Annotated in this window: 7 protein-coding genes; 4 read left to right on the forward strand and 3 right to left on the reverse strand. The window is 60.0% G+C overall.

Annotated features, from left to right (window positions below; translation table 11 throughout):
- The first annotated feature begins 67 nt into the window (after positions 1-67).
- The 3 genes from PI739_RS04030 to PI739_RS04040 all read left to right on the forward strand — a co-directional run bounded on the left by PI739_RS04030 (position 68) and on the right by PI739_RS04040 (position 3,245).
- Positions 68-496 carry a DUF2231 domain-containing protein gene (locus PI739_RS04030; protein WP_003368607.1) on the forward strand — a complete coding sequence of 143 codons (429 nt, stop codon included), beginning with the start codon at positions 68-70 and terminating at the stop codon, positions 494-496.
- Entirely contained in the window at positions 493-1,785 is a 1,293-nt protein-coding gene (locus PI739_RS04035) for a PQQ-dependent sugar dehydrogenase (RefSeq protein WP_004413994.1), read from the forward strand. The genes PI739_RS04030 and PI739_RS04035 overlap by 4 nt, the downstream gene beginning before the upstream one ends.
- Positions 1,786-2,045: 260 nt before the next feature.
- Positions 2,046-3,245 carry an MFS transporter gene (locus PI739_RS04040; RefSeq protein ID WP_058415904.1) on the forward strand — a complete coding sequence of 400 codons (1,200 nt, stop codon included), beginning with the start codon at positions 2,046-2,048 and terminating at the stop codon, positions 3,243-3,245.
- A 62-nt stretch (positions 3,246-3,307) separates the two neighbouring features.
- Here PI739_RS04040 and PI739_RS04045 read toward each other — a convergent pair whose 3' ends face one another.
- Together PI739_RS04045 and PI739_RS04050 are read right to left on the reverse strand one after the other, a co-directional pair.
- The gene (locus PI739_RS04045; RefSeq protein WP_024662578.1) at positions 3,308-4,948 is read right to left on the reverse strand and encodes a methyl-accepting chemotaxis protein; all 1,641 of its coding nucleotides are present in this window, start codon (positions 4,946-4,948) and stop codon (positions 3,308-3,310) included.
- 265 nt (positions 4,949-5,213) lie between these two features.
- Positions 5,214-6,209 carry an aldo/keto reductase gene (locus PI739_RS04050; protein ID WP_271351492.1) on the reverse strand — a complete coding sequence of 332 codons (996 nt, stop codon included), beginning with the start codon at positions 6,207-6,209 and terminating at the stop codon, positions 5,214-5,216.
- A 156-nt stretch (positions 6,210-6,365) separates the two neighbouring features.
- Between PI739_RS04050 and PI739_RS04055 the strand changes: the two genes are divergently transcribed.
- Positions 6,366-7,088 carry a haloacid dehalogenase type II gene (locus PI739_RS04055; RefSeq protein ID WP_096106943.1) on the forward strand — a complete coding sequence of 241 codons (723 nt, stop codon included), beginning with the start codon at positions 6,366-6,368 and terminating at the stop codon, positions 7,086-7,088.
- A gap of 25 nt (positions 7,089-7,113) precedes the next feature.
- Here PI739_RS04055 and PI739_RS04060 read toward each other — a convergent pair whose 3' ends face one another.
- Entirely contained in the window at positions 7,114-7,632 is a 519-nt protein-coding gene (locus PI739_RS04060) for a GNAT family N-acetyltransferase (RefSeq protein WP_003371404.1), read from the reverse strand.
- Between the last annotated feature and the right edge of the window lie 369 nt (positions 7,633-8,001).

The raw sequence follows: 8,001 nt of genomic DNA on the forward strand, positions 1-8,001 counted from the left end.
GACCCCGACCTGCCAGCGCATCCGCGCTGAGTTTTGATCCAGGGTCGCCGAACGAAAAGGAGCCGTCATGACCGTAACCACCCATCCCGTCTACCGCTACACGCCAGGCCCGCTACATGCGACCTTGCTTGCCGGAACCGTGCCTTTGTTTCTCGGCGGCTTGCTGAGTGATATTGCCTATTACCAGACCTTTCAGGTTCAGTGGAGCAACTTTGCCGCCTGGCTGATCGCCGGAGGCCTGTTGTTCTGCGGGCTGGCGTTGCTGTTTGCGCTGGTCAATCTGGTTCGCGCCGATCACAAGGCCGGTCGTCCCGTGGTGTACTTCCTGTTGTTGCTGGTTACCTGGGTACTGGGTCTGGTCAATGCCTTCGAGCATGCGAAAGACGCCTGGGCGGTTATGCCGTCTGGCTTGATCCTGTCGGTCATTGTTACTGTTCTGGCCTGCGTTGCGACGTGGACCGGGCTCACCAGCCTGCGTTCCGGAGGTGCAGAATGAGAAATATCCACGCATTGACTGCATTGAGCATGGCGCTGCTGCTGAGCGCCTGCGGTGGTGAAGCCGACAGCACTCAGGCGCGCGGACCGGACCCGAAGTTGCCGGACCCGCAACGTGGCCTGTTGCCGAGCATGAAGATTGCCGAGCCGACGGCTTGGGGCGATCAGAAGCCTGCCGTGCCTGAGGGTTTCAGTATCACGGCGATTGCCAGTGATCTGAATATTCCACGTCAGTCCATCGTTTTGCCCAATGGCGACATTATCGTTGCCGAAGGGCGCGGCGGCAGCGCTGCCAAGCTCAAACCCAAAGACGTGATTGCCAGCGTCATCAAGGCCCAGGGCAACACCAAGGTCAAGAGCGGTAATCGTCTGACACTGTTGCGGGACGCGGACGGCGACGGCAAGTATGAGCTGAAAACGGTCTTTGCCGAGAACCTGAATGCGCCCTATGGCCTGGCCTTCGCGAACGGCAAGCTGTACGTGGCCAACCAGGATGCGCTGGTCAGCTTCGATTATCAGGAAGGTCAGACCAAGGCCAGCGGTGAGCCGACCAAGGTCACCGATTTGCCTGCGGCGATCAACCACCACTGGACCAAGTCGCTGACGGCAAGCGCTGATGGCCGCTACCTGTATGTCGGTATCGGCTCGAACAGCAACGTGACCGAGCGCGGCATGGAGGTCGAGATCGATCGGGCGATGGTCTGGCAGATCGACGCCGCCACTGGTGCGCACAAGCCTTATGCGACCGGTCTGCGCAACCCGACGGCACTGGCGATTCAACCGGGCACCGGGCAGTTGTGGACGGTGGTCAACGAGCGTGACGAGCTGGGGCCTGATCTGGTTCCGGATTACCTGACCTCGGTGAAGGAGGGCGCGTTCTACGGCTGGCCTTACAGCTATTGGGGCCAGAATGTCGACACGCGTGCCCAGCCGCAGAATCCGGCCAAAGTCGCTGCGGCGATCAAGCCTGATTACAGCCTTGGTTCGCATGTCGCCGCACTGGGCGTGTCGTTCTCGATCCCGGCCATGGGCGACAAGTTTGCCGACGGCGTGTTCGTTGGCGAGCACGGCAGTTGGAACCGCGATAACCCAGTGGGTTACAAGGTGATCTTTGTGCCGTTCAGCAATGGACGTCCTGCCGGCGAGCCTGTGGATTTCGCAACCGGTTTCCGCGGAGCTGACGGCAAGACTCGTGGCCGGCCAGTGGGCGTGACAGTTGATCCGAAAGGCGCACTCATCATCGCCGACGACCTGGCAAACACCGTCTGGAGAGTGACCCGCAACAAGTAGGTCACATGGCCTGGGGTCGTTGTTGAGTGATCGTTCCCAAGCTCTGCTTGGGAACGCCGTTCGTGAAGCTCTGCGTCAACCATGCAACCTCGACGCAGAGCATCGGCCTGATGGCCAGTCCTGGCTGAGCTTACCTCGCGTCATCCACACAAAATTCTTTCGCAAGGTGGCTTCGATACGGGCTTACACGTTAGGGTTGGCCGCATCCACGCGCTGGCCTGAGTGGCTGGTCGCTGACATTCCCGAATTCTGGAACCGCTGTGAGTCGCTTTGAAACCGCTGGAAATGTAGATACAAAACCCGCTTCATGGTGGGCCGTTGGTAGCGTATCGCTTGGGTCGTTCGCCACCGTCACCACTGAATTTCTGCCGGTCGGGCTGCTGCCCGATATCGCTCACGACCTGGGAACCAGCATCAGCCAGACAGGCTTGATGATGGCCGTTCCCGGCGTCCTCGCGGCCATTTCGGCACCGTCCTGTATTGCCCTGTTCAGTCATGTCGACCGCAAGCGCCTGTTGCTCGGACTGTTGTCGATATTGCTGGCATCCAACCTGATCGTCGCGCTGTCCACGCACTTCTGGCTGACCCTTGCGGGCAGGGTCCTGCTCGGCTTCGCGCTGGGCGGATTCTGGACGATTGCCGGTTCGCTCGGGCCTCGTTTGAGGCCGGGCAAGGAGGGCGTCAAGGCTACCGCCTATGTGCTGGCCGGCGTCTCGATCGGCACCGTCGCCGGGATTCCGGCCGGTACGTTGATCGGTGAAGCCTTCGGCTGGCGGGCGGCATTTGAAGCAGCGGCAGTGGTCACGGTGGCAGTGGGGTTGTTGATCGCATTCTTCCTGCCTGCGTTGCCGGGCGAGCGTTCTGCCGGCATCAGCCAGATGCTGTCATTGGCTGGCGAGCAGCGCATTCGTCGAATGTTCGCTGCCGCACTGTTGATCTATGTGGGGCACTTCGCGGCGTACACTTACCTCGCGCCCTTCGTGCAGGAATTCGCGCATATTCAGGGCCAGGCCCTGGGGGCATTGCTTTTCGCGTTCGGCCTGGCGGCGGTTGCAGGCAATCTGGCCGGTGGAGCCCTGGCGGCCAGAAGTGCGCCGTCCTCGGTGCTGATCATGACTCTGCTGATGCTGGGTTCGCTGACTGCGCTGCTGATGTTCGTCGGCAACCCGTGGCTGCTCTGGCCGGTGATTCTGGTCTGGGGGTTCGCTTTCGGGATGATCCCCATCACCACGCAGATCTGGTGTTTCGAAGCCTCCAATGATCGCGTGGAAGGTGTTCAGGCGCTGCTGGTCTGTGTGGTGAATCTGTCGATTGGCGGCGGGGCGTTCATTGGCGGCGTGGCGTCCGGTCGGGCCGGCTTCACCGCTGCCATCGTGATCGGCGCGGTGTGTGCCGCGCTGTCCATGCTCACCGTGATGCTGGCGATGCGCAGCTCAAGACCGGTCAGTTGCACAGACTGATCTGCCGATAGCGGAATACCGCGGCGATGCCGAATGCATCGTCGCGATACCTCATTGCACCCTCAGCCTGCCTTGAAAAACGCGACCTTGCGGGTCAGGCGATCCGCAAGCTGTGCCAGCTCCTCGCTGGCGGTAGCCACCTGCTGCGATCCATTGGCGGATTTGAGTGTCGAGTCGTGGATGCTGGTGATGTTCATCGCAACGTCTTCTGCCACTGAGCTCTGTTGAACCGAAGCGCTGGCGATCTGCGCGTTCATGTGATTGATCGCACTCACTTCCTGATTGATTCTCGACAGGGCGCTTTGGGCATTGCGTGTCTGCTCCACGGCGCGATTGACCAGTTCACAGCTGTCGCGCATGTTTTGTGCCGCGGTTTCAGTACCACCCTGCAGCGTGCTGATCATGTTTTGAATCTCCTGGGTCGACAGCTGGGTGCGATTGGCCAGCGAACGAACCTCATCGGCCACGACCGCAAAACCTCTGCCATGCTCGCCCGCGCGGGCGGCCTCAATGGCTGCGTTGAGCGCCAGCAGGTTGGTTTGCGAGGCAATCGAGTTGATCACCTCGATCACCGTTTCGATCTGCTCGCCGTGCCGTGACACCTGCTCCACGGTGCTGGTGGTTTCAGTCAGCGTGGCCGCCAGTTGTTCGATGGCGGTGGTCGTACCTTCGACGAGGCTGTTGCCGTTCGCCACCTCACTGTCAGCCAGGCGCGCAGCATCTGCGGCCTGTGCTGCGTAGCCCGAGACTTCACTGACCGTCGCGGCCATTTCACTGATCGCAGTGGCCACCTGTTCGGCTTCACGGGTCTGCACCATGATCTGGGTGTTGTTGGCGGAGGAGGCTGCCGACAGCACGGTAGAGGACTGGCTGACCTCCTGAGCGGCCATTCGCACTTCGGTAATGGTTTCCGAAAGACGGCTCAGCGCCGTTTTCAGCACACCCATGACGCTGTCGGGATACGCTGTGGTGATGGTTTGCTGCAGATCGCCCGCAGCCAGTCGGCGAATGGCCTCGGCAACGTCGACAGGCTCCGCGCCCAGCGTCTTTTTCACGAAGCGAATGATGAACGCCGACAGCGCAATGCTCAGCAGTACAGCGAACGCAGTGGCCAGCAGCATCAGGCCACGGAACTGGCTGGCGGTCGCCTGCACATTATCCAGCTGAACCCTGATCGAGGCTTCCTCATGGTCGATGAGCGCATTGATACGCTTCAGCCATTCGCTGTAGTCGCCGGAGGTCTGGCTCAGCAAAAGGGCCTGGGCACCGGCGATGTCTCCGGCACGGCGCAAGGCAATCACGCTCTTGGTAGAGCCGAGCGTTTGCTGTTCGATTTCCTTGATGCCACGCAGCAATTGGCGTTCCTCGGCACTTATATTCTGCTTGGCGAACAACTGCTCCATCGGTACAGCCGAGTCGACATAGTCCTTTTCAAGACGGGTCATCTCTGCCAGATGCAGCGCCAGGTCCTGATCGTTGTTGACCAGCACGGCATCGCGCAAAGCGATTGCACGGTTGTGCACGCTGCCCCGGAAGTTGATCGCATAGCGCTGTACCTTGGCGGCATTTTCGCCTACGTCTTCCAGGGTGCTGTCGATGAACCCGACCCGCTGAATGCCAACGGCTGTGATCAAGATGAGCAGCGAGACGACGGCGGCAAATCCCAAGCCGATGCGCGTAGCCAGAGAAACCTGATTTTTCATGAAATGAACCCGAAAGAGGCAAGAGAAAAAGTCGAATTAAATAATGGCAAAGAGCCTTTATTCAGAATGGCCTGACGATACCGCCCAGTCGACTGACTGACTAATAGATATTTGCGTACAGTGACATAGACAGGTGTTATTTCAGAACGGTGTGACAGTTACGAAAGCTGCGGTGCATTCTTTACGGGTATTCGTGGTCGCAGTCTCCAACAGGTAACCGGCGAGGCTCACGCCATTCGCCGGTCCCGGGGTTCTGCAGCGCCGGTCAGACGAAACCGGTCACTGCATGGGGCACGTACGGTGCCTCGAGGCGTTTGATGTCCTCATCACTGAGCACCAGTTGCAGTGCTGCGATGGCATCGTCCAGCTGCGTCGCCTTGGAAGCACCGACGATGGGCGCTGATACACCGCGTTTGGCCAACACCCAAGCCAGTGCGATTTGCGCCATCGGTACCCCGCGCTCTGCGGCAAGCTGCTCCACGGCATCGATCACTCGACCGTCTTCCTTTTCCGTCGCCTCGTAAAACGACTGGCCGGAAACGTCGGTTCTGGTCCGCTCGGTCTGCTGACCATGGGGCCTGGTCAGCCTGCCGCGTGCCATCGGGCTCCACGGCATCAGGCCGACACCCTGATCGATACACAGCGGGATCATCTCGCGCTCTTCTTCGCGATACACCAGGTTCAGGTAGTTCTGCATCGAGACGAACCTGCTCCAGCCATGCGCGGTTGCGACCTGCTGGGCTTTTGCGAACTGCCATGCGTACATGGAGGACGCGCCGATGTACCTGGCCTTGCCGGCCTTGACCACATCGTGCAGGGCTTCCATGGTTTCTTCGATGGGCGTGTCATAGTCCCAGCGATGGATCTGGTACAGGTCAACGTAGTCAGTGCCGAGTCGCGTCAGGCTCGCGTCGATACTGGACATGATGGCCTTGCGCGAGAGGCCCTTTTCGTTAGGGCGGGTCGAGCCTTCCCACATGTTCGCCGGAAAAAACACCTTCGTTGCGATCACGGTCTCGTCGCGACTCGTGAACTCTTTGAGCAATTTGCCGACGATGGTTTCCGAGGTGCCTGCCGAGTAGCTGTTGGCCGTGTCAAAAAAATTGATGCCTTGCTCGACGGCGTGTTTGATGATCGGCCTGCTTGCTTCTTCGCCCAGTGTCCAAGGGTGCGTTCCGGCATCGGGCTCGCCGAATGTCATGCATCCAAGGCACAGTCTGGAAATATCCAGTCCTGTGTTGCCAAGCTTTACGTAGTCCATGAATCCTCCATCTACCGTTGATTGATCAGTCGCCGAGCAGTTTTGCGTTTACAGATGGGGCAATGCCTGCCCGAAACAACTCTCTTTGGCGCGATTGGTTCTATAGTTCTAATTCTGTAGAACTATAAGCGACTGTGCACGATTCGGGAGAGCAATATGGCCAGGCTGGAACAGATAGGGTTTCTCGGTTTCGATGTATTCGGCACCGTTGTCGACTGGCGAAACGGCGTGGCGCGGGCCGCGGCGCCCTTTCTGCAGCGGCATGGCGTGGACATCGATCCCCTTGATTTTGCCGATCAGTGGCGGAGCCTGTATCAACCTTCCATGCAGCGCGTGCGTGCGGGTGAGCGCCCCTACGTGACACTCGATGTGCTCAACCGTGAGAGTCTCGAAACCGTGCTGGCGCGCCACGAGGTGGATTTCGGCAGCATCCCCGGGGCCGAGCTCGCCGAACTGAACAAGGCCTGGGAGCGGCTCGATCCATGGCCTGACTCGGTCGCAGGCCTGACCCGATTAAAGCGCAGATTCTCGATCGGTACGCTATCGAACGGACACATCGCCGGAATGCTCAACCTGGCTAAATTCGGCGGACTGCCCTGGGACGTCATCGTCGGCGCGGAGATCGCCGGCACCTACAAACCGATGCCCCAGACCTACCTGAAGTCTGCAAAAGCAGTGGGCCTGGCGCCGCATTGCGTCGCCATGGTGGCTGCGCATAACGCCGACCTGACTGCCGCACGTGCGAATGGCTTCAAGACCGTTTTCGTCCGACGCCCCGCCGAGCACGGGCCAGGCCAGACATCTGACCTGACCGCCGAACAGGACTGGGACGTGATCGTCGATTCCCTGACCGAAGCGGCTGACGCGCTCGATTGCTGAAGCGCCTGTTACCTGGGTGGACCGGTTACCCGCGCAAGTCTTTCCACATATGCACCTTGGCGACGAATCCGGTGCCTACAGCGACTGCAAGGGGTTCGATGCCAAAGGTCACGAAGCCCATGCGCTCGTACAGCCCGACTGCTTCGGCGTTGCCCTGCGTGACAGTGAGCTGGACGACCAGAAGCTTGGGCCGGGTTCGGGCATGGTCGAGCACGCTGCGTACCAATCGAGAGCCGATGCCTCTGTTCCTGTGCGCCAGTGGCACATACATGCCGAACAGGGTCGATTTGTGTCGGGCCTTCTTTCGGGTTTCGACGCAAAGGCCGGCTACACCCAGCAAGAGACCGTCTTCAACGGCGGCAAACACTACTTCGGTTGCGTCAGCGCTGTCATCGAGCCTCTTCTCCCACCACTGGGCAGGCAGCACTTCGCGCTCCTTCACGTCGGAGGTAAAGGCGTCTGGATGACGTTCATAGGCCTCGAGCATCAAGGCGCGATAGGCAGGTGCATCGGCCGGAGTCAGTCGTCGGTAGGTGAGGGTCATGGAGGCCGGGCTCGTGTGAGTCAGTTTTCGAGTATTGCATTGCGCGCGGGGAAAAGTCGCCGCCGGACGCTGAAATTTCAAACCGCTCTCCCGCCTGGACAGCAGTGCCGTTTGACGGACACTTTCGCGGTTTGTAACTTTTTGTTTGCCTCATCGCCGAAAATCGTGGTTATTATCCCCGGCGCCCAGGGCCAAAAACCCAGCGCCAATGACTGTCACGGGTTCACAGACTCCGCAGTCACAGCCGATCGGGTCCACCCTGGCGCTGACACCCCGGCGCAGGCCGTTCCCCGTCGTTGACCCTCAAACGGAAGATGAGGTTTCAATTGGTCACGCGGTATGCAAACGTCAGTTCCAAGGGCAGAGCGA

Origin of the sequence: Pseudomonas cerasi (assembly GCF_027983475.1) — a bacterium.
Taxonomy (GTDB): Bacteria; Pseudomonadota; Gammaproteobacteria; order Pseudomonadales; family Pseudomonadaceae; genus Aquipseudomonas; species Aquipseudomonas cerasi.